19 protein-coding genes are annotated in these 19,577 nt (G+C 73.1%); 10 read left to right on the top strand and 9 right to left on the bottom strand.

Annotation, left to right across the window (positions count from 1 at the left end):
- Positions 1–3: 3 nt before the first annotated feature.
- A complete protein-coding gene (locus NAEX_RS38475) occupies positions 4–801 on the bottom strand; it encodes a helix-turn-helix domain-containing protein (protein ID WP_245913895.1) in 798 nt (265 codons plus the stop codon).
- A gap of 149 nt (positions 802–950) precedes the next feature.
- Here NAEX_RS38475 and NAEX_RS38480 point away from each other — a divergent pair, with 149 nt between their 5' ends.
- Positions 951–1,907: an alpha/beta hydrolase family protein gene (locus NAEX_RS38480; RefSeq protein WP_096332443.1), complete on the top strand. Its 957-nt coding sequence runs from the start codon at positions 951–953 to the stop codon at positions 1,905–1,907.
- Between the two features lie 146 nt (positions 1,908–2,053).
- Here the strand turns inward: NAEX_RS38480 and NAEX_RS38485 are convergent, their stop codons facing one another.
- Positions 2,054–2,524, bottom strand: a complete 471-nt coding sequence (locus NAEX_RS38485) for a hypothetical protein (RefSeq protein WP_096332444.1) — start codon at positions 2,522–2,524, stop codon at positions 2,054–2,056.
- Positions 2,525–2,872: 348 nt separating this feature from the next.
- Between NAEX_RS38485 and NAEX_RS38490 the strand changes: the two genes are divergently transcribed.
- The 5 genes from NAEX_RS38490 (at position 2,873) to NAEX_RS38510 (ending at position 8,100) form a co-directional block, all read left to right on the top strand.
- Positions 2,873–3,385 (top strand): DUF1993 domain-containing protein, encoded by a 513-nt coding sequence (locus NAEX_RS38490; protein WP_096332445.1) that lies wholly within the window; start codon positions 2,873–2,875, stop codon positions 3,383–3,385.
- Positions 3,386–3,473: 88 nt separating this feature from the next.
- Positions 3,474–5,084, top strand: a complete 1,611-nt coding sequence (locus NAEX_RS38495; protein ID WP_096332446.1) for a GMC family oxidoreductase — start codon at positions 3,474–3,476, stop codon at positions 5,082–5,084.
- A gap of 13 nt (positions 5,085–5,097) precedes the next feature.
- Entirely contained in the window at positions 5,098–5,943 is an 846-nt protein-coding gene (locus tag NAEX_RS38500) for an aminoglycoside phosphotransferase family protein (RefSeq protein WP_096332447.1), read from the top strand.
- Between the two features lie 416 nt (positions 5,944–6,359).
- Positions 6,360–7,631, top strand: a complete 1,272-nt coding sequence (locus tag NAEX_RS38505; protein ID WP_211302547.1) for a pyridoxal phosphate-dependent aminotransferase — start codon at positions 6,360–6,362, stop codon at positions 7,629–7,631.
- A gap of 208 nt (positions 7,632–7,839) precedes the next feature.
- Complete coding sequence (locus NAEX_RS38510; protein WP_096332448.1) at positions 7,840–8,100, top strand: GlsB/YeaQ/YmgE family stress response membrane protein; 261 nt, start codon at positions 7,840–7,842, stop codon at positions 8,098–8,100.
- Positions 8,101–8,135: 35 nt separating this feature from the next.
- Here the strand turns inward: NAEX_RS38510 and NAEX_RS38515 are convergent, their stop codons facing one another.
- Positions 8,136–9,947: a protein kinase family protein gene (locus NAEX_RS38515; protein WP_096332449.1), complete on the bottom strand. Its 1,812-nt coding sequence runs from the start codon at positions 9,945–9,947 to the stop codon at positions 8,136–8,138.
- A gap of 1 nt (position 9,948) precedes the next feature.
- On the bottom strand, positions 9,949–11,397 hold the full coding sequence (locus NAEX_RS38520) for an esterase/lipase family protein (RefSeq protein WP_096332450.1): 1,449 nt from the start codon (positions 11,395–11,397) through the stop codon (positions 9,949–9,951).
- A gap of 139 nt (positions 11,398–11,536) precedes the next feature.
- Between NAEX_RS38520 and NAEX_RS38525 the strand changes: the two genes are divergently transcribed.
- The 3 genes from NAEX_RS38525 (at position 11,537) to NAEX_RS38535 (ending at position 13,446) form a co-directional block, all read left to right on the top strand.
- Positions 11,537–12,253, top strand: coding sequence for a CoA transferase subunit A (locus NAEX_RS38525; protein ID WP_096332451.1), 717 nt, complete (start codon positions 11,537–11,539; stop codon positions 12,251–12,253).
- A 144-nt stretch (positions 12,254–12,397) separates the two neighbouring features.
- Positions 12,398–12,991: a DJ-1 family glyoxalase III gene (locus NAEX_RS38530; RefSeq protein WP_245913896.1), complete on the top strand. Its 594-nt coding sequence runs from the start codon at positions 12,398–12,400 to the stop codon at positions 12,989–12,991.
- A gap of 32 nt (positions 12,992–13,023) precedes the next feature.
- Positions 13,024–13,446 (top strand): hypothetical protein, encoded by a 423-nt coding sequence (locus tag NAEX_RS38535; protein WP_096332452.1) that lies wholly within the window; start codon positions 13,024–13,026, stop codon positions 13,444–13,446.
- A 3-nt stretch (positions 13,447–13,449) separates the two neighbouring features.
- Here the strand turns inward: NAEX_RS38535 and NAEX_RS38540 are convergent, their stop codons facing one another.
- The 5 genes from NAEX_RS38540 to NAEX_RS38560 all read right to left on the bottom strand — a co-directional run bounded on the left by NAEX_RS38540 (position 13,450) and on the right by NAEX_RS38560 (position 18,452).
- On the bottom strand, positions 13,450–14,037 hold the full coding sequence (locus tag NAEX_RS38540) for a DUF4291 domain-containing protein (protein WP_096332453.1): 588 nt from the start codon (positions 14,035–14,037) through the stop codon (positions 13,450–13,452).
- Positions 14,038–14,093: 56 nt separating this feature from the next.
- Positions 14,094–14,732, bottom strand: a complete 639-nt coding sequence (locus NAEX_RS38545; protein WP_096332454.1) for an SRPBCC family protein — start codon at positions 14,730–14,732, stop codon at positions 14,094–14,096.
- Positions 14,729–15,088 carry an ArsR/SmtB family transcription factor gene (locus NAEX_RS38550; protein ID WP_096332455.1) on the bottom strand — a complete coding sequence of 120 codons (360 nt, stop codon included), beginning with the start codon at positions 15,086–15,088 and terminating at the stop codon, positions 14,729–14,731. Before NAEX_RS38550 ends, NAEX_RS38545 begins: the two co-directional genes overlap by 4 nt.
- 548 nt (positions 15,089–15,636) lie before the next feature.
- Positions 15,637–17,733, bottom strand: coding sequence for a hypothetical protein (locus NAEX_RS38555; protein ID WP_096332456.1), 2,097 nt, complete (start codon positions 17,731–17,733; stop codon positions 15,637–15,639).
- 170 nt (positions 17,734–17,903) lie between these two features.
- Entirely contained in the window at positions 17,904–18,452 is a 549-nt protein-coding gene (locus tag NAEX_RS38560; protein WP_170136370.1) for a Rid family hydrolase, read from the bottom strand.
- 518 nt (positions 18,453–18,970) lie between these two features.
- Between NAEX_RS38560 and NAEX_RS38565 the strand changes: the two genes are divergently transcribed.
- Positions 18,971–19,258 carry a YciI-like protein gene (locus tag NAEX_RS38565; protein ID WP_096332458.1) on the top strand — a complete coding sequence of 96 codons (288 nt, stop codon included), beginning with the start codon at positions 18,971–18,973 and terminating at the stop codon, positions 19,256–19,258.
- The last annotated feature ends 319 nt before the right edge of the window (positions 19,259–19,577 follow it).

Raw genomic sequence — 19,577 nt, forward strand, 5'->3', positions numbered from 1 at the left:
CGCTCAGGCGCGGGGGGCGACCTGCGCCTCACCGGCGGACCGAACGCGCCGCTCGCCGGCACGCTTCAGGAAGCTGGCCGGCGTGAGCCCGACGAGCTCCCGGAAGTCGGCAATGAGGTGTGCCTGATCGTAATAGCCCGCGTCGGCGGCGATGCGCGCCCAGTCCTTCGAGGTCGCCGACATTCGCACGGCGCGCCGCAGACGAACCGTCCGCGCGAAGTCCTTCGGGCCGATGCCGACGCTCTCGGTGAAGGCGCGGCGGAGATGCCGGGCCGTGACGCCGAGCCGCTCCGCCACGCCTTCCACGCGAGCCTCGCCTGCTTCGAACAGGTGAACCGCGCGGCGCGCGAGCCGTGCCGAGGACGGTTCGACGGTGTGGTGCGCCCGAACAGCGATCGCGCGGGAGACCCGGTCGACCACCTCCGGCAGGCTCCGCGTCGTGAGGAGGTCGAGGCAGAGCTCGCTGCCCGGACGGCCCCAGATGTCTTCCAGGCGGACGATCCGATCGGCCAGCGCGTGCGCTGCCACGCCGAAGAGCGGCGTCGACCAGCCGGGCTTGAACTGAAGGACGATCGCCCGCGCGATGCCGGTGGTGTCCTTGAACAGCGCGCGCATTCGCGGGCCCACGAGGCACACGTCGCCTCTCTGGCCCTCCTCGAGGACGCGGAAGACGAGCGTCGTTCTGCCGTCGGGCAGCCGTTCGTAACGAGCGCGTCCGGCGAGCGGCACGAGCACGTGAACGTCCTCGACGAAGCGGGAGAGCGAAAACGTCGCGGCGGCGGCGTCCAGCGTGGGCAGCACCCACGTACTGTCGCGCGCCCACGAGGGTCGTGCAAGCCGGCGCGGGGCGACCGAGCCAAAATGTCCGGTCCTTCCAATCGAAGGGGCGGTGGCGGGCGCTAGCAAGGCGGTCGACGGGACGTCGAGCCCGCGAACAAGGAATTGACACGATGAGCCCCTCCACTCCCGCAGCGCGCTCCCCCGGTCCCACGCAGGTCCTCTCGATCAGCCCCATCGTGCTGCCGGCGCCCGGCCGCGCCGTGGATCTCCAGGTCCGCGTCTCGGCGCCCGTGACCGGAGGCGAGCTGCCCGTCCTCCTGCTCTCGCACGGCCACGGCCCCTCGAACCACCTCTCGTCGCTGAACGGCTACGCCCCCCTCGCCAACTACTTCGCGGCCCACGGCTTCGTCGTGATCCAGCCGACCCACCTCGACTCGAAGACGCTGCCCTTCCGCAGCTCCGATCACCCCGATGCGCCGCTCTTCTGGCGAGCGCGGGCCGAGGACATGAAGCGCATCCTCGACCGCTTCGACGCGATCGAGCGGGCCGTACCCGCGATCGCCGGGCGCGTGGATCGAAGCAAGGTCGCCGTCCTCGGGCACTCGATGGGCGGGCACACCGCGAGCGTGCTGCTCGGCGCGCGACACAAGGATCCGCGCGACGGTACCGACGTGAGCCTCGCGGAGCCTCGCATCCGGGCGGGGGTGCTGCTCGCCGCGCCCGGCAGAGGCGACGCCCTCAGCGCGTACGCAGCCGAGCACTACTCTTTCTTCTCGACCATCGACTTCTCGACGATGACGACGCCGGCGCTCGTCGTCGCCGGCGACAAGGATGGGTCTCCCCACCTGACGACCGCAGGCGCCGCCTGGCACGCCGACCCCTACTTCCTGTCCCCTGGCCCCAAGTCCCTGGTCACCCTGTTCGATGCCGGGCACGGCCTCGGCGGGGTCTCCGGCTACGACGTCGCCGAGACCACCGACGAGAACCCCGAACGCGTCGCCGCCGTCCAGCTCCTCGCGGCGGCCTACCTCCGCACCCGGCTTTATCCCGGAGACCCCGCGTGGCAGGAAGCACAACATGCGCTGACCGGCGCCGCCGTCCCGCTCGGACGGGTCGAGTCCAAATAGACGAAGCGCGAGCCCGCGGTCACGAGAGGCGCGCGTCCAATGATTCCGGTGCTGTCATGGGCCTCCACGTTCCCAACATCAGTTCCGAACCCCCATTCGTCGAAGGCGAGGGTCTCCTCGCGCGCCGAGGCTGGCGCGCGGCCATTTCAGCCGCGCAGGACCCGGGCGAGCAGGCCGAGGCCCATGTTGGCGGTGTTGCAGGCGATCATCACCACGCCGACCCACCAGAACCGGCGCCGCACGGCCGGAAGCTCGTCCTCGCGGGCGAACACGCGGCGCGGCCACAGGGTGAAGGTGACGTGGAGGAACAGCGCCAGCGAGACGAGCAGGAGGACGACCTTGGCGGCGACGAGCCAGGTCCACGGGGCGGCGGCGTCGCGGTGCGCGACGGCGAGGGCGACGCCGCTGGCGACGATCGCGGCGATGCCGGCGAGGACCTTGTAGCGCGCGCCGTGGACGACGCTGAAGATGAAGTCCTCGAACTCGCTGGCGCGGGTGAAGAACCGCTCGGCCCGCGGGTGGAGGATGAACACGCTGAACACCATGGCGCCGATCCACACGCCCCCGCCGAGGACGTGGACCGCGATCGGCGATACTCCCGCGAAGGCCGTGCTCATCGCCAGGGCCGAGCCTATCACGCGCGCCGCGGCGAGCCGCGGTCGCTCGCGCGGACGGGGGGCCTGCACGTGCGGTGGTTTCTCGTGCGCGTGGGCGAGCGGAGCGCGAACGGAGGCGCCGCAGCATCGGGCTGCGCCGCGCTGCGGCGGGACGAGTCGAGCTCGCCGGCGGCGCGGCGCATGGCGGCGCCGTGCCAGCCCGTGCGGCCCGCGGAACGAGTCGCGTCGCTCGGCGCGACGAGCGGGCGTCCGTGGGCCCGGCGAGCGGCGAAGATGAGCGCGCCTTCATGAAGCGCGTGTCAGTCGGGCGCGGGAACCGAGTACGATCCGCGCCCGGAGCACGATCGCATGAATCTCTTCGACATCTCGATCCCCCACATGAGCCGCACCGTGGGCCAGGTCCCCGTGTGGCTCGACAAGGCCCAGGCGCACGCGGACCAGCGGAAGTTCGACGTCAACGTGCTGCTCACGGCCCGGCTGGCGCCCGACCAGTGGCACTTCACGCGGCAGATCCAGGCGGTGGTGTTCGGGCCGTTGCGGCTGGCCAACGTGCTGCGCGGGCAGGCGCCGCCGGACCTGCTCGAGCTCGAGCCGACGGTCGCGGCGGTGCGCGCCTGCGTGGCGGAGACCCGCGAGAAGCTCGACCGTCTGCGCAGCGAGGACTTCGCGGGCGCGGAGGCGCGGGTGATCCCGCTGCCGTTCCTGCCGGGCAAGGGCCTGCAGGCGCCGGACTTCGTGCAGCAGTTCGCGCTGCCGAACTTCTACTTCCACGCCGTGACCGCGTACTCGATCCTGCGGCACAACGGCGTCGACGTCGGCAAGTCGGACTTCCTCGCGCCGCTGGCGATCCGCGACCTCTGAGGCGGGCTGTGACGCGGCGCAAGGGTCGCCGCGCGCGGGCGGCGGAGGCGGCCGGGGCGGGCGGGCGCGTGATAGAGTCCGCGCGCGCATGAGCTTCGATCCGGACGTGTTCGACTACGTGATCCTCGGCGGAGGTTCGGCCGGTTGTGTGCTGGCCGGGCGGTTGTCCGAGGATCCTTCGCTGCGGGTCCTCTTGCTCGAGACGGGCGACCGGGCCGAGCGGCACCCCGAGTCGCTGCGGGCCGACGGTTACAAGGACGCGTTCGTCAACGACGACCTGCTGCACCACCGCTTCAGCGTGCCGCAGCGGCACTGCGGGCGCCGCCCGCTGTTCCTCGGCTCGGGCCGCGGCATGGGCGGCAGCGGGTCGATCAACGCGATGGTGTACCTGCGCGGATCGGAGGCCGACTTCCGCGCGTGGGACGTGCCGGGCTGGGGCTGGTCGGACGTCGTGCCGGCCTACGAGCAGCTCGAGCGGGTGCTCGACGTGCGCTCGCGCGAGCCGACCGAGTTCACCGAGGCGTGCATCGCCGGCGCCGAGGAGGTCGGGTTCCACCGCGAGCGCGACCTCGACCGCGGCGAGCTGCTCGGCGCGCTCGGCTACGAGCGGATGAACTACCGCGGCGAGCAGCGGCGCAGCGCCTACGTCGCGTTCGTCCAGCCGCACCTCGACCGCATCAACCTGGTCGTACGGACAGGTGCGCACGCGCACCGGCTGGTGCTCGACGACCGCCGGCGGGTGGTCGCGGTCGAGTACGAGGAGGGGGGGACGCGGCGCACGGCGCAGGTCCGGCGCGAGGCGGTGCTGTGCGCCGGGGCGCTCGAGTCGCCGAAGCTGCTCATGCTGTCGGGGGTCGGGCCGCGCGACGTGCTGCGCGCGCACGGGATCGAGCCGGCGTTCGACCTGCCGGGCGTCGGCGAGAACCTGCACGACCACCCGAACGTGCAGCTGTTCTACTTCGGCAAGCGCGCGGTCGACTGCAACTACCCGCAGCTCTACGGGTTCCACCGCGCGCTGCCCGAGAGCGACCTGCCGGCCGACCAGGCCGACACCTGCTACGTCTTCTACCCGGCGCGCTCGTCGTTCCGCGAGGCGACGATGCGGATGGTGCCGGCGCTGACGGTGCCGCCGGCGCTGTACCGGCGGACGCGGCTGCCGCGGCTGGTCAAGGCCGGCGTCGGCATGGCCTTTCGGCCAGGTTTCGTCAAGCGCGCGGTCGAGCGGGTCTACGGGGTGGTGGTGATCCTCGGCAAGCCGAAGAGCCGCGGCACGGTGCGGCTGGCGTCGGCCGACCCGCGCGAGCAGGCGGCCATCGACCCGGCCTACTTCGCCGACCCCGAGGACATGCGGGCGATGATCGCCGGCGTCCGTCTGGCCCGCCGGATCGCCGCGGCCGAGGGCCTGCGCCCGTGGGGCGGGCCGGAGGTGCTGCCGGGCGCGTTCGTCCGCTCCGACGCGGCGCTCGCGGCGTTCGTGCGGCGGATGGCGATGACGACCTACCACTACGCCGGGACATGTCGCATGGGACAGGTCCCGGGCAGCGTGGTCGACCCGCAGCTGCGCGTGCGCGGGGTCGAGAACCTGCGCGTCGCCGACGCCTCGATCATCCCCGAGGTGCCGGTGTCGGCGCTCAACGCCCCGAGCATGATGATCGGCTGGCGCGCGGCGGACCTGTTGCGCGCGGCCGCGGCCGGCTGAGGGGCGCGCGCCGATGACCGCCTCGACGAGCACCGACGCGCCCTGGTCGTGGGACGCGTATCTGGCGCGCTGGGACCTCGTGGCCGACGGCGCGGAGATCGTGACGGGCCTGGCGCGGCTGCTGCCGGTCAAGCGGGGCGGCGAGCCGGCGATGCTGAAGGTCGCGACCGAACCCGACGAGCGCCACGGCCACGTCCTGCTGCGCTGGTGGGACGGCGAGGGCGCGGCGCGGCTGTACGCGGCCGAGGGCGCGGCGCTGCTGCTCGAGCGGGCGACAGGCACGCGCTCGCTCGCCGAGCTCGCGCGCACCGGCGGCGACGAGGAGGCGACCCTCGTCCTGTGCGACGTCCTCGCGGCGCTCCACCGGCCGCGGGCCACGCCGATCCCCGCCGGCCTGGTCGACCTGCCGGCGTGGTTCTCCGCCCTCGAGCCCGGCGCGCGCCGTCACGGCGGTCTGCTGCGCGAGGCGCTGGCGACGGCGTCGCGGCTGCTCGCCGACCCGCGCGACGTGCGGCCGCTCCACGGCGACCTGCACCACGACAACGTGCTCGACTTCGGCGCGCGCGGCTGGTTGGCGATCGACCCCAAGCACCTCCTCGGCGACCCGGCCTTCGACTACGCCAACATCTTCGCCAATCCAGACATGGCCGGCGGGCCGCCGGTGGCCGTCCACGAGCGGGTGTTCCACCGCCGGCTGGAGCTCGTCACGCAGCGCTCGGGCATCGCCCGCGAGCGCCTGCTGGACTGGATCCTCGCCTGGTCCGGGCTGTCGGCCGCGTGGATCCTCGACGACGGCGACGAGCCTGCCGTCGACCTGCGGATCGCCGAGCTCGCCGCGCGCGCGCGCGGGCGACCGTAGCACATCACAAGGACGAATCGCCAGACGCTGCGCGACGCCTGCGCGCCTTCGTATTGGCGAACCGAACTTCGTCGCAGCGCGATTCGTCGATGACGCGGTCGTGACGCATTCCATTCGGGGTGCGCGAATCATGCGCATGTCTTTGTGGACATGTGTTTGGGGCCATCCGGGTTGCGGGGGCCGCGGGTCCGCGGTATGTTGGCCGCCTGTCCGCGCTGGCGGTGGGGCCGCGCCCGAACGGAGCGAGCACGGAGCATCTGTGGAATCTTCGCGGCCCTCGGGGCCGCCCGCGGTTCTCCGGCGAACACGCGGCCCGCCGTGTGCGACCATGGGTCCCGCGCTGGCAGGCCGACGCCGACAGCCCGGGGCGGGCCGGCCCGCTCCACGCCAGCGCTGTCCGAAAGGCCAGGTGAATCGTGCAGGGACGTCCCAGCCTCAACCTCCAGGTCCGCGGCCTGTCGCCGTCGGCCACCGTGTCGATCAACGAGCGCAGCAACGAGCTGATGGCCGCCGGCCGCGAGGTGTTCAAGCTCGGCCTCGGGCAGTCGCCGTTCCCCGTGCCCGACAGCGTCGTCGAGGCGCTGCGGGCCCACGCCGCGCGCAAGGAGTACATGCCGGTGCGCGGGCTGCCGGCGCTGCGCGAGGCGGTCGCCGCCTATCATCAGCGCAGCGTCGGCGGCGAGCGCGAGTACAGCGGCGAGCACGTGCTGGTCGGCCCGGGCAGCAAGGAGCTGATGTTCATCACCCAGCTCGCGTTCTACGGCGACCTGGTGCTGCCGGCGCCGGCGTGGGTGTCGTACTCGCCGCAGGCGCGGATCATCGGCCGGCAAGTGGTGTGGCTGCCGACGCGCGCCGAGGACGGGTGGAAGCTGCGGCCGGCCGACATCGACGGGTTGTGCCGCCGCGACCGCGGGCGGCCGCGCGTGCTCATCCTCAACTACCCGGCCAACCCGACGGGGCAGACCTACGACGCCGACGAGCTGGCGGCGCTGGCCGAGGTCCTGCGCGCCCACGAGGTCCTGGTGGTGTCCGACGAGATCTACGGAGAGCTCCACCACGACGGCGACCACACGTCGATCGCCCGCTTCTACCCCGAGGGGACGATCATCAGCTCGGGCCTCAGCAAGTGGTGCGGGGCCGGCGGCTGGCGCCTCGGCACGTTCCTGTTCCCGCGCGAGCTCGAGTGGTTGCAGCGGGCGATGGTCGCGGTCGCCAGCGAGACGTACACGTCGACCAGCGCGCCGATCCAGTGCGCCGCCGTGACCGCGTTCGCGTTCGGGCGCGACATCGCGGCCTACGTCAGCCACGAGCAGGCGATCCTGAAGGCCCTGGGCGCGTGGTGCCACCGGCGATTGCTCGCCGGCGGGATCGCCTGCGCGGCGCCCCGCGGCGGGTTTTATCTGTTCCCCGAGTTCCACGGGTGCGCGGACCGGCTGCGCGAGCGCGGGATCGCCGGCGGCGAGGCGCTGTGCGAGCGCCTGCTCGAAGAGACAGGTGTGGCGATCCTCCCGGGCAGCGACTTCGGCCGGCCGTACGGCGATCTCAGCGCGCGGCTCGCCTACGTCGACTTCGACGGCGCCGCGGCGCTGGCCGCCCACACGGGCCCGCCGATCGACGAGGCGTGGCTGCGACGGTTCATGCCGCGGGTGCTGACGGCGATCGAGCGCATCGTCGCGTTCGTGGCCTGAGGCCGGCCGCCTAATCGGGGACGCGAGCAGACGCGACGCGGCGCCGGGCCCGCCCGCGGCGACGGGCTCGGCCGCCGCGGTGGCAGACTCGACAAGCGGAACGACGATTGTCGCGGGTCCAGGTGCGATGATTCTCCGGTCCGGTCGATTCATTGCAGCGGCAACGGATCGCGCTACGCTCCGGTCGGTCCTTGCGGAGGAGAAAACCATGGAGTTCATCTGGACATTGATCGTGGGCCTTGTCGCCGGCGTGCTCGCCAAGCTGGTCATGCCGGGTAAGGATGCCGGCGGTGTCATCGCCACCATGCTCCTCGGCATCGCCGGCTCGTTCGTCGCCGCCTTCCTCGGACGCGCGCTCGGCTGGTACTCGCACGTCAACGAGGGCCCGGGCATCATCGCCTCGATCCTCGGCGCGCTGGTGCTGCTCGGCATCTACCGCCTGGCCGTCAACCGCGGCATGCGCGCCTAGCTCCGCTTCGCCGCCGGCGGGTGGACGCCCGGCCCTCACCGGGTGAGTAGATCGTCGAGGGCCAGCATCCACTCGCCGGCGGGCGTCACCACCCACGCGCCCGCGGTCAGCCGCGCGCGCACGGCCGCCGCGGCCTCGACCGGCAGGCCGTCGACGATCGCCATCGGGGCGAGCCGATCGAACGGGACGTCGTCGGCCAGGCGACGACATCCCTCCGGCCACGCGGCCAGGGCGACCCGTCGACCTTGCCGGTCGAGGACCGGCTGCAGCCCCGGCACGTCGGCCGCGAGCAGCGCGTCGAGGGCGGTGTCGTCCCAGCCGGGCGCCGCCTCGACGACGACGCCGTGGCCGGACAGGCCGAAATCATCGGACATGACCCCAGGTTCCTGTCCCGAAGGCTCTGTGCTCATGGACAGGTCCCGAAGGTCAGCCACCCGCCGGCGCATGCGCGCGAGCAGGGCGGTCGCGTCGGGCCGGCGCGCAGGATCGGGGTCGAGCGCGTCCTCGACCGCGGCGCGGGCCTCGGGCGCGGCCCCGCCGAGGCTGCCGGCGACGAGGGCGACCAGCAGCGCGGCGACGCCGTAGATGTCGCTGGCAGCCGTGGGTGCCCCGCCGGCGCGGACCTCGGGGGCGGTGATCGTCAAGAGCTCCTCGAGCGCGCCGGTGCGGGTGGCGATGAGCCCGGCGATCGCGTCGGCCCCGAACGGGCCGAGCAGCGGGCGCCCGGCGGCGTCGCACACCAGTTGGGCCGGCAGCAGCGAGCCGTGGACCAGCCCGCGCGCGTGGGCGGCGGCGAGGCCCTCGAGCAGGAAGGCGACCAGGGCGCGGGCCCGCGGCAGCGGCATGCCCGGCGGACGGATCAGCGCCCGCAAATTGTTGCCGGCCTCGTGGGGCAGGATCAGGATGCCGGCGCGGGCGTCGAACTGGACGATGCCGCGGATCGCCGGGTGCTCGAGCGCGGCGGCGGCGAGGGCCCGGCGCTGGAACGCCTCGAGCGCGTCCTGGACCGCGGGGTCGCCGGCGCCGCCCTCCTGCAGCTCGGCGAGGAGGAGGTGGATCTCGACCTCGGCGAGGGTGACGCGGTCGATGCCCTCGTAGGCCGCGCCCGAGAAGCTGGCCGGGAGCGGGGCGCGGACGAGGAAGCGCGCCGGCACCGGGGGCCCCTCGGGGGCCTCGCCGCGGCCCTGGAGGACGATCTGGGCCGCGAGGTCGTGGCCGAGGGCCCCGAGTCCGCGGGCGAGCAGGCGGCTCAGCGCGGCCCGGTCGGCTCCGCCGGCGCGGATGGCCGCCTGGGCCCGCCGCACCGCGGCCTCGGCGTCGCCGAGCTCCCACGACAGCTCGGCGGCGAGCTGCAAGGTCGGGCCGTGGCGCTCGGGCAGCGGCTCGAGCAGCGCCAGGGCCTCGCGCACGCGCTCGGCCTCGGCCAGCACGCGCGCGGCCCCGAGGCGGTCGCCGGCGCGGACGAGGGCGCGGGCGCGGGCCTCGGGGTCGTGATCGCCGAGGGCGAAGATCCGGGCGGCGTCGGCGTGACGACCCTTGCGCTGCAGCAGCGCGGCGGCCTGCTGGCGGGTGTCGGCGTCGGCGGCGGTGAACACGGCGATGATGCGGTCGAGGACGTCGGGCCGGCCGAGCTCGATCGCGGCCCGCAGGGCGTCGAGCGGGCGGCCGGCGCGGGCGTAGTGCTCGCAGGCGCCGGCGAAGTCCCAGATCTGCTCGAGCACCCAGCCGGCCGCGGCGTGCCGGCCCGACAGCGCGAGCGCGTGGGCGAGGGCCTCGTGCCGCCCCTGGGCGAGCATGCGCCGCTCGTCGTCGGTCAGCGGCTCGGGCGGGGCCGGGGCGGCCGCCACCTCAGTGCTCCTCCGCGAACAGGTCGCGCGCGAGCTCGCGGTAGAACTCGAGGTGGTCGAACTTGAGGTCGGTGACGCCGAGGATCTGCCCGACCTCGTCGATGTGGTCGGCGATCATCTCGCCGCGGTAGTCGCCCCACTTGGCGCTCTCGACGGTGACGAGGCCGTCGTTGTCGCCGCGCGCGACCTGCAGCACGGCGTAGCCGAGGCCGATCAGCGGGTCGACCAGGTCCTGACAGTCGTTGCCGGGGATCAAGAAGCTCGCGGCGTCGCAGGTGCGGCCGGTGTAGCTGATGTACTGGACGCGTGGGTCGTCGGGGTTCGCGGGGTTGAACTCGTCCTGCATGTAGTGCTCGCTGAGCGAGTAGAACGAGGCCTCGGCGTCGGACTTCTGCTGGGCCGAGACGGCGCCGACGAAGTTGAGGAGGAAGCCGAGCGCGGCCTCGACCGAGCCGGGCGCGAGGCCGAGGGCGAGGTCGGTGATGTACGTGCCGCGGTGCGGGCTGGCGATCGTCACGACCACCGAGACGCGGTCGCCGTAGCCGTGGCTGGCGACCACCGCCCGCGAATCGATGCCGCCCTGGCTGTGGCCGAGGAGGTCGAGCTTGCGCGCGCGCTGGGCCACCAGGAACTCGTCGAGCTGCTCGGCGAGCTGGCCGGAGCGCACGGTGGTGCTGTTGTACGGGTCGAGGACGGCGACCTCGACCGGGTAGCCGAGCGACTCGAGCTCGGCGGTGACGCCGTAGAAGTAGGTGAGGGGGCCGATCGCCTCGAAGCCGGTCCAGCCGTGGACGAGCACGATCGGGAAGCGGGTGGTCTCGCGCTCGCAGCCGATCGAGCACACGAACTCGAGGTTGTAGTCGGCCGCGGCGTCGGGGCTGTCCGATCGGACATGGACCGCGAACTCGCCCGAGCGCGGGACGGCGAAGATCGCCTCGGCCGGGGCCTCGCCGCTGACCAGCGGGGGCGCCAGCGCGGCCTGCCACACCAGCGCGGTCGGCTCGTCCGGGTAGGCGACGGTGGCCCGCAGCGGGCCGGAGCCGTCGGTGCGGGTGAGGCGGATCTGCCACGAGCTCTCGTCGGGGAAGGCGACGTACCAGCGGTGCTCGCTGCAGGCCGGCAAGGTCTCGCCCTTCACGTCCTCGCCGACGCCGAGGTAGTCGCGCTCGACGAGCGCGAGTTGATTCGGGTCGCAGGCCGGCTCGCCGGTGCCGGTCCCGGTGGTCTCGCCGTGGCCTTGGGTGCCGCTGCCGGCGTCGTCGTCGTCCGGCGCGGTGGTGGTCGGTGGGGCCTCGGGCGGGTCGTCGCCGGTCGTGGTGAGGCCGGCGGCGGTGCCTGTCCCTTCGGTCATGCCGTCTCCGGCGCCGGGGCCCTGCGCGTCGCCGCAGGCGAGGGTCACGAGCGAGGCCGCGAGCGCGGCGGTGAGCGCGGGCGAGCGTGAGGCCGACACGCGTCGACTGTAGCAGCGAGGGCGCGCGCTCCGGGAGTGCCCGCGGCCGCAGTGTGCGCTGGCGCGTCCCGGGCGCCCGCCCTTGCGGGGGTTGCTGCGGGGCTTTGCCCGGCGCGGCGGCTGGGCTATAGCCGGGCCCATGACCGCGACGAGCCGCTCCAAGCTGTTCTCCAGCGCCGCGGAGGCGCTGTTCGACGTGCGCGACGGGGCCCAGGTGGCCGTGGGGGGGTTCGGCCTGTGCGGCAACCCGGAAGCCTGCATCCAGGCGCTGGCGGCCTCGGGGGCGAAGGACCTCGTGATCGTGTCGAACAACTGCGGCAACCAGGGCCAGGGGTTGGCGGTGCTGCTGCAACGACGGCGGGTGGCGCGGGTGATCTGCAGCTTCGTCGGCGGCAACCCGGATCTGGAGCAGCAGATGCTCGCCGGGCAGGTCCAGGTCGAGCTCAACCCGCAAGGCACCCTGGCCGAACGCCTGCGCGCCGGCGGGTCGGGCATCCCGGCGTTCTTCACGCCGACCGGGGCCGGCACCGTGGTGTCCGAGGGCAAGGAGGTCCGCGAGTTCGCGGGTCGCCCCTGCGTGCTCGAGACGGCGCTCCAGCCCGACTTCGCCATCGTCCGCGCGGCCGTCGGCGACCCGCTCGGCAACCTCCGCTTCTATCGCACGGCCCGCAACTTCAACCCCCTGGCGGCGATGGCCGCGCGCGTCACCGTCGCCGAGGTCGACCGCCTCGTCGACGTCGGCGAGCTCGACCCGGACGATGTCCACCTGCCGGGAATCTTCGTTCAGCGGGTGATCCACGTGCCCGAGCACAAGAACGTGATCGAGTACCGCACGACCCGCCCGCGCGCCGGCTGAGCCGGCGGCCACGGCGCTGGCCCCAGGCCCGCAGCAGGCCCCGCAGGGCGGTCCGGCGGGGCGTCCGCGCGCCTTCGCCGGTTTTTGTCAATTCGGCGGGATCGCGGCTAGCCTCACCGGGCCGGAAGGATAGGCGAGGCTCACATGACGGAGGACATGATCGAAGACATCGAGGTCGAGTCGACCATCCCGCGCGCCCTGGTGATCCTGGCCGAAGGGGCAGAGGAGGCGGAGGCGGTGATCGTGGTCGACATCCTCCGCCGCGGCGGGATCGACGTGGTGTTCGCGGGGCTCAACGGCGACGGCCCGGTCCTGTGCGGCCGGAAGATGAAGCTCCTGCCCGACATCGCGCTGTCGGCGGTGACCGGCCACTTCCAGGCGATCGTGCTGCCCGGCGGGGCCGAAGGCGCGCGCCGCCTCGCCAGCTCGGAGGCGGTCGGCGAGCGCCTCCGCCACGCGGTCACCGACGGCCTCGTCGTCGGGGCCATCTGCGCCGCCCCCCTGGCCCTGCAGGCCCACCACGTGTTCGCCGGCAAGTCGATGACCTGCCACCCCAGCGTGGCCTCGCGGATCGCGATGTACGGCAACCTGGTCCAAAAGCCAGTCGTCGAGGACGGCCAGCTCGTGACCAGCCAGGGCCTCGGCACGGCGTTCCTGTTCGGGCTCACGCTGGTCCGCAGGATCATGGGCGACGTCCGCGCGGCCGACGTCGAGCGCGGCCTCACGCTGCCCCGCTGAGGCGGAGGCCGGGCGACGCTGCGAGCGTCACGATGCGCACGAAGAGGCAGCGGCTCGCCGACTTCGCCGAGCGCGCACGGACGGACGAAGAAGTCTTCGCCCGCCCCGGGCTCGGCCGCTGCGTGACGGTCCATCCGATGGCCGACGAGGCGGCACTGCTCGCGCGGCTGGGGATCGAGCCCGCGGCGTGCGTCAAGGTAGACCTGTACTGGGAGCACGCGGGCGACGTCGCGTTCGTGCAGATCGAGACGATGCAGTGCTGCCCGCTCCGGCCGCCGGGGCTCTACGTCCGCCGGTCGGCGGCCGGTCACGTCAACCTGGTGGCGATCGTCCCCGACGACGTCGTGCGCTCGACGACGGTCGAGCGCGTGCTGCGGCGGTTCGCTGCGGCGAAGATCGTTCGATCGCGCCTCGGCGACGCGCTGGTGCCGTTGCTGTCGCCGGCCGGCGAATGAGGCTCACGCGGTCGCGCCGATCGTGCGGGCGAGCGCGGGCGACAGCGGGTAGGGCCGCTCGGGCGGCAGGAGGGCTTTGGCGCGCGCCTCCTGGCCGCTCTTGAGGTGGCCGTGGATCTTGCGCACCAGCGGGGTGAGGTCGGTGATGTCGACGATCCACTGGTCGACGAAGCGGTCGATGATGTGGCGCGAGAGGCCGACCTGGATGCTGCCCTGCTGCAGGTCCGCGCCGCGGAGCGAGCGCTCCGGGTCCCACTGGATGTGCACGGCGGCGGCGGCGAAGCGCTCGCGCCACTCGTCGGGGTCGCGGATGCTCCGCGGAACGTGGCTGGTGAGCACGCCGGCGGCGAGCGCCTCCTCCCAGCCGGCGCGGGAGATCCGTACGGCCAGGACGTGCTCCTGGCCGGACTTCTGGGCCCAGTTGCTGCGCGCCATCAGCCACAGGAACGAGGGCTTGATCCACGTCATCCGCGTCCGCGAAAACGGCGGCACGAACCGCCCGGCGGCGATCGCCGGCTTTGCGATCGCCGGCGCGTAGGCCTGGTAGACGACGATCGTGCGGGCGTCGAAGTCGGCGCGGATCTGATTCATGACGGCCGGCGAGGGTCGCACGCCGGGCCCGCCGCTTCCACCGCGGGCGCCGCGACTCAGGAGGCCGGCGGGCCCTGGACGTCGGGGGCGAAGTGGGCGAGCGAGGCCTGCAGCGCGCCGGCGATCTCGTCGGCGGTGGCGGTGCCCGAGGCGGCCACGGCGGCGGCCCAGGCGTGCGCGGACTGGCGCGAGAACTCCTGGACCTCCGGCGAATTGGCGGCGGCGGCCGGATCCTCGGCGACGTGGCCGCGGAGGTACCGATCGAGGCCGAGCAGGCCGCCGTCCCAGCCGGGGCCGACGAACAGCGAGCCGGCGCCGCTGCCCGCCAGCTCGATCGGGACGTTGTGCTCGATCTCGAGGTCGGTCGTGTCGCCCTCGCCCGCGGACAGCCGGATCTCGACGATGCTGGTCTCGCCGCCGTAGGTCAGCTTCAACAGGCGCGGCGGGTCGCAGCGGAGGATGTCGCCGCTGGCGTTGCCCTTGAGCTGGAACTTGCCGCCCTCGCGCAGGTCGCCGCCGAGCTGCGTGAACCACCGCTTGACCCGCTCGGGGTTGGTGATGGCGTCCCACACGTCGGCCGGGGTGCTGTCGTAGGTGCGGCGCAGCAGGACCGAGATGCCCTGTCCGCCGGCGGCGGTGGGGCGGCGGGCGACGTCGCGGTGGATGGCCTGGATCTGTCGGACGATGTCGATCATTTGTCTTCGTTCTCCGTGGCTTTTGCCTGCAGTCGTCGTTCACGTTTGCCGCGCGCGATCTCGGTGGCCAGCGCGTCCAGGCGCTGCTCCCAGTAGCGACGGAACCGCTCGAGCCACTCGTCGACCTCCTGCAGCCGATCGGGGGTGACTGCATAGAGGCGACGGGTGCCCTCGGGCCGCACCGTGGCGAATCCGTGGTCCCGCAGGACCCGCAACTGCTGTGACACCGCCGGCTGGGAGATCCCGAATTCGTCCTGGATCACCCGGGTGATGGCGCCCGAGGTTTGCTCGCCGTCGGCCAGCAACTCGAGGATCCGGCGCCGCACCGGGTCGCCCAGGATGTCGAACGCATGCACTCCGGGTGAGTATCAGAGATGGCTTATATAAGTCAATGCTGAAGTTTATTCGGGGTTCTGGCGGCGAATTGGCGGCTGGAATGGCGATGCGCGAAAACGAGCCGGTGCGAGATCGCCCGCCCGAGGGCGGTCGCGAGGGGTCGGTGCGGCAGCCCTGGGCCGAGGGGCGGGAGATGGGGCCGGCGTCGACCGTGATGGACGTGCATCGGGCCGGCGAGCGGCGGACGAATCGTGGGTGCGGGCGAATCGAGAGCGGCGAGCGAGGCCCCGCATCGGAGACGCCGGCCAAAGCGGCGAATTGTTATAGGCGACAGTGGGGGCGAAGGTCGGCCCGAGCCCGGAGGATGAACGAACAATGGCGGCAGTTCGATTCACCGGGCGAATCGGCGGGCATGGTGCGGTCATCGCCGCATCACCGTGGCAGCTCGAACAATCATGGCAGTTGTTTCCCTGCCGTGAATCGACGGGCGCTCGGGTCGAGGCGACCGGAGCGGGGACATCGATTCTGGCGAGGCGGGCCGCGCGGTCGGTCCGGCGAATGGCAGCAATCACTTCGCGGGCGCGGCCCGGCGGGCGAACTCGGCGTCGAGGCGGACGCGGCCGCCGACGACGTCGCCGGCGAGGCGGAAGCCGCGGCCGGTGAGCCACGACTGCAGGAAGCCGACGTCGCGCGGGCCGTCGTCGAAGCTGCCGATCAGGCGCCACAGGTCGGGCAGCTCGCCGTAGAACGCGGGGTTCGTGTCCTTGTCGCGCTCGACGTCGGCGAGCAGCCACTTGAGGCGGTCCTGGCCGTCGGCGGCGGCGATCCAGCCGAACTCGACGTCCTTGTCGCCGAGCCGCAGGGTGCCGGGGTCGGTGACGAGGTAGACCTGCACCGGGGCGTCGGCGTCGGGCACGGCGCCCGCCTCGACCTTGGCGTCGACGCCGGCGACGGTGACGGGCGAAAAGCGCATCGACGACAGGCCGACGAGCGAGCGGAACAGCGCGAGGTCCTGGCCTTGCACCCGCGTGTAGGCGACGTAGTCGGTCTGCACGCTGCGGCCGCCGACCTGCAGGCTGCGCAGGCTGCCGCCGAAGCCCTCGACCCGGCCGAGGATGTCGAGCACGGTGCGGATGATGCCGGCCTCCATGCCCTTCTGCTCGCGACCCCAGCGCTCGAGCATGCCGAGCGCGCTCGGCCAGGTCTCGAGCAGGATGACGACCGCGCCGAAGTCGCCGGCGCTGTCGATCGCGTCGCGGAAGGCCCGCTCGTCGCGGCCGTAGAGGCCGATCGCCAGCTCGCCGAGGCCGGCCAGCGGCGGCAGGCCCGAGCTGCGCCAGCACGCCAGGGCGCCGTCACACAGGCCGGCGAGGGTGGGCACGCCGACGCCGGCGGCGGGGCGCGTGAATGTCTTTTCGGCCAGGTCGGCGGCCGCGGCGTCGGCTGGCTCCCAGGACATGGTCACCTGGACAGTCTCGGGATCGACGGCGGCCTCGAGGCGCATGCCGGTGAACAGGCGCCGGGTCTCGCGCAGCTGCTCGAGCGCGGCCCGCTGCCCGAGCGCGCGAGCGATCCGCTCGGCCAGCTGCTGGGGCTCGTACCAGCGCAGGTCGCGGACGGCGTCGGCGATCTCGTAGAGCTCGGCGACCGCCGGCACGGCGGCCGCGTCGGCGTAGGCCGCGAAGTCGCCGCGCAGGCTCGAGAGCGCCGGCAGGTCGGCCGGGGCGGCCGCGAGCCCGCTGGTGACGGCGGTGACGCGATCGGGGTCCCACGCCGCGCCGGTGCCGGCGGGGAAGAAGAACAGGTCGAGGACGACGGCGGCGGCGTCCTTGCGCGCGACCAGCAGGGCGCTGGCGTCGCCGAAGCAGAACTCGCTCGGGCCGATCTGGCCGCACAGGGTCGCGATCTCCGGCGGCCGCTCCTTGCGGACCATCCGCGCCAGCAGGGCGGGCAGCGCGGCGGGATCCCTGGCCGGCAGGTGGACGCGGTTGTGGAAGGCGAGGCTACCTGCCCCTCGGGCCATGGCCTCCTGGTCAGGTGGGGGCGCGGCGGGCGGCGGCGGCTTCCACGGCTCGGCGATCGGCTGGACCGGCTGGACCGGCGCCGAATCCTGGTACGGCTGCGGCGGGCTCGGCGGGGCCCGCGGCTCGGGCGGCGGCGCCGGGCGGGGCGCCGGCCACGGCGCGACGTCGGCCGGCGTGGTCGCGGCCGCGGGGAACGGGTTCGGCAGCGGCGAGGAACCGAGGCGCTGCAGGGCCTCGCGGACGCCGGGCATGGTGCCGGTGATCGGCCGCGCGATCGTGGCGGTGACGAAGGCGTCGGGGTCGAGACCGAGGCGGGCGCTGATGTCGTCGACGCGCGGGTCGAAGCCGAGGTCGACGCCGGCGCGGGAGACCTCGCGGGCGGTGTCCGGATCGAGCGGGAGCGACTGCAAATACTTCTGGAGCGCACCTGGCTTCAAGGCCATGTAGACGAAGCCGCCCTCGACGAACCCCGGCCCCTGGCCGACGGCCGCGCGCTCGAGCGGCGGCATGCGGGCGTGAATCGCCCGCATGGCGGGATCGGACGGGTCGTCGGGGCTCCCGGCGCCGCGGCGGCCGCAGGCGAGGGCGAGGACGGCGGCGAGGCCGAGGCCGAGGCGAGGACGCGCGAGGGCGTGGGGCATCGACCGAGGATACGCCGAGCGCACCGCCGCAGACAGCCCTCGCCGTCGGGCCGCCGATTCGTCGCAGTCGAGGCGGCGCGTGAACGGGCCGCGAGCGCTCGAAAACGGCCGCGGCCGCGCCGTCCAGCCCCCCGGCGCGGACGGTGCGGCCCGGCCACGCGTGGCGCGAGCTATTTGGCGCACCAGATCTCGTACTCGACCAGCATGCCGGGGATCGCCAGGGCGTCGACGATCCACAGGGTGCCGGCCGCCGGCTTGATGTTGACCGGGGCGAAGTAGTCGGCGAACAGGCCCAGGATCGCGTTGAATTCGGCGTCGCTGACGTCGGTCGTCATCGTGAATTCGATGCGGATGATGTCCTTCCGCTCGTAGCCGGCGTCGTCGAGATATTCGTCGAAGTGGTCGAGGATGTACTGGGTCTGCCCGACGGCGTCGCCTGGGTACATGATCTGCCCGTTCGAGTCGTGCGCGCCGTGGCCGGCGATGAGGAACAGCTCGTCGATGTTCCGCAGCTTGAGGCCCCAATTGAAGATAGCGCCGAAGTCGGGCGCCTCGGGGTTCGGGACCGCGATCTTCTTGAAGTTGCCGTTATTGTGATGACCATTGCCGTGACCCCAGCCGTTGCCGTGGCCGTTGCCGTGACCCCAGCCGTTGCCCGATACGACCTGGGGCGCCGCGATCGACAGCGAGAGCGCGAGGAGAACCGTCGAAATGAACACTGGCCGCTGCATCCCACACCTCCAACGAGACCACGTTACGTGGCCGGTGATACACGTGTCAATCGCCGTCGATGCGCATGCATCAACTTTGGGGCAGCGCCGCGTACCTTGCTTCACTTCACCCACGGCCGCTGACAGGTGGTTGTCGGCGCCGGCCGAGGGTCATGGCGCAATTGGCCGATCCGGGGGATCGCCCTATGATCATTGTTTCGCCGATGCGGCGATGTCGCCCGCGCGGCGCCCTCTCGGGATCGGCCTGTCTGCAGGCGCGGCGCGATCGGGGCGTCCACGCCTCACATTGTACATAGCGCGTTTCGCGATCGCGGGGGAATCCGCGGCGCGCAATTGTCAATTGGGGACGTCGCAGCGCGGGGCCGTCACGCCCTCCCGGTGGCGGTCGACCCCGCGTTCAGTCACCTGTCCGGCGTCCTCGACCGTGGTCCGAAAGACATGTCCCCCGGCACTTTCGCGCGACCCGCACCACCCCGGACGCGGCCGTCCGGATATGCTCGCCGGTGATGTACTTCGTGCTCCGCTACGAACTCGTCGACGATTACCTCGAACGCCGTACCCCGCTGCGGCCCGAACACCTGGCGCTGGCCCGCGCGGCCGTCGAGCGCGGCGAGCTGCGGCTCGGCGGCGCGCTGGCCGAGCCGGCCGACGAGGCCCTGCTGGTGTTCCGCGGCCCCGACCCGTCCGCCGCCGAGGCGTTCGCGCAGGCCGATCCGTACGTCCGCGAAGGCCTGGTCCGCCGTTGGACGGTCCGGCCGTGGACGGTCGTGATCGGGGCCGACTTCGCCGGCTGAAGGCGCCGGCGGGCGCGAGGGCGAGATCGACGGCGCGGGCCGTCGCTCGACGCGACGCTCGTGATCGTGAGGTGCGGTCGTCCTGACGAGCGTGCGGCGTGGCGGTGCGGCGGGCCGTTGCCTGACGCGGTGCGCGCGATCGTGAGGTGCGGAGCCCTGGCCAGCGTGCGGCGTGGAGGTGCGGCGAGCCGTCGCCCTGCGCGGGCTGGAGGGGAGGCGGCGAGGCGCGCGAGGCGGCCATGTCTTTCAAGACAGGTGCCCGGACGGCGTGTCGATCGGCGCGCCGCGACGGCGACTGCACGTTTTTGCAGTGAGGGCG

The organism is Nannocystis exedens (assembly GCF_002343915.1).
In the GTDB taxonomy this organism is placed as follows: domain Bacteria; phylum Myxococcota_A; class Polyangia; order Nannocystales; family Nannocystaceae; genus Nannocystis; species Nannocystis exedens.

Coding starts and splice junctions, on each gene's coding strand:
- NAEX_RS38565 (WP_096332458.1), top strand. CDS start 18,971: ATGTACTTCGTGCTCCGCTACGAACTCGTCGACGATTACCTCGAACGC.
- NAEX_RS38525 (WP_096332451.1), top strand. CDS start 11,537: ATGACCGCGACGAGCCGCTCCAAGCTGTTCTCCAGCGCCGCGGAGGCG.
- NAEX_RS38500 (WP_096332447.1), top strand. CDS start 5,098: ATGACCGCCTCGACGAGCACCGACGCGCCCTGGTCGTGGGACGCGTAT.
- NAEX_RS38485 (WP_096332444.1), bottom strand. CDS start 2,524: ATGAGCACGGCCTTCGCGGGAGTATCGCCGATCGCGGTCCACGTCCTC.
- NAEX_RS38480 (WP_096332443.1), top strand. CDS start 951: ATGAGCCCCTCCACTCCCGCAGCGCGCTCCCCCGGTCCCACGCAGGTC.
- NAEX_RS38545 (WP_096332454.1), bottom strand. CDS start 14,732: ATGATCGACATCGTCCGACAGATCCAGGCCATCCACCGCGACGTCGCC.
- NAEX_RS38555 (WP_096332456.1), bottom strand. CDS start 17,733: ATGCCCCACGCCCTCGCGCGTCCTCGCCTCGGCCTCGGCCTCGCCGCC.
- NAEX_RS38495 (WP_096332446.1), top strand. CDS start 3,474: ATGAGCTTCGATCCGGACGTGTTCGACTACGTGATCCTCGGCGGAGGT.
- NAEX_RS38530 (WP_245913896.1), top strand. CDS start 12,398: ATGACGGAGGACATGATCGAAGACATCGAGGTCGAGTCGACCATCCCG.
- NAEX_RS38540 (WP_096332453.1), bottom strand. CDS start 14,037: ATGAATCAGATCCGCGCCGACTTCGACGCCCGCACGATCGTCGTCTAC.
- NAEX_RS38490 (WP_096332445.1), top strand. CDS start 2,873: ATGAATCTCTTCGACATCTCGATCCCCCACATGAGCCGCACCGTGGGC.
- NAEX_RS38510 (WP_096332448.1), top strand. CDS start 7,840: ATGGAGTTCATCTGGACATTGATCGTGGGCCTTGTCGCCGGCGTGCTC.
- NAEX_RS38535 (WP_096332452.1), top strand. CDS start 13,024: ATGCGCACGAAGAGGCAGCGGCTCGCCGACTTCGCCGAGCGCGCACGG.